Source organism: Gilvimarinus sp. 1_MG-2023 (assembly GCF_030548285.1).
Genome location: NZ_JAUOSC010001117.1, coordinates 1 through 265, shown reverse-complemented (window position 1 = coordinate 265; position 265 = coordinate 1). Strand labels below are relative to the sequence as shown.

Annotated in this window: 1 protein-coding gene; it reads left to right on the top strand. The window is 43.8% G+C overall.

Annotated features, from left to right (window positions below; translation table 11 throughout):
- Nucleotides 1-188 (top strand): hypothetical protein (locus Q4563_RS20325; RefSeq protein ID WP_303605802.1); only part of this gene is annotated, 188 nt, incomplete at its 5' end.
- Nucleotides 189-265 lie beyond the last annotated feature (77 nt).

Here is a 265-nt window from a genome sequence, read left to right as displayed (position 1 = left end):
GTATAGCGGACCAGCCTGTCTTTCCTCTGACATCAGGGGCAGGCAATATGGATGCGAACACTAACGCCAAGCGAATCGCCATGCAATCCCTCTCAGCTGCTATGACCGGTGAATATCGAACTATACGGATTGGCACAGAAGAAACTGTCGACATATCACCGGCTAATGAGTGGTATAAGCGCTATTAGAGGCGTTTTTCAGTCCTATTGCCTATTATTTGGTTATATAAAAGACATTCAACCGTATTATTTGATACAACCAATAA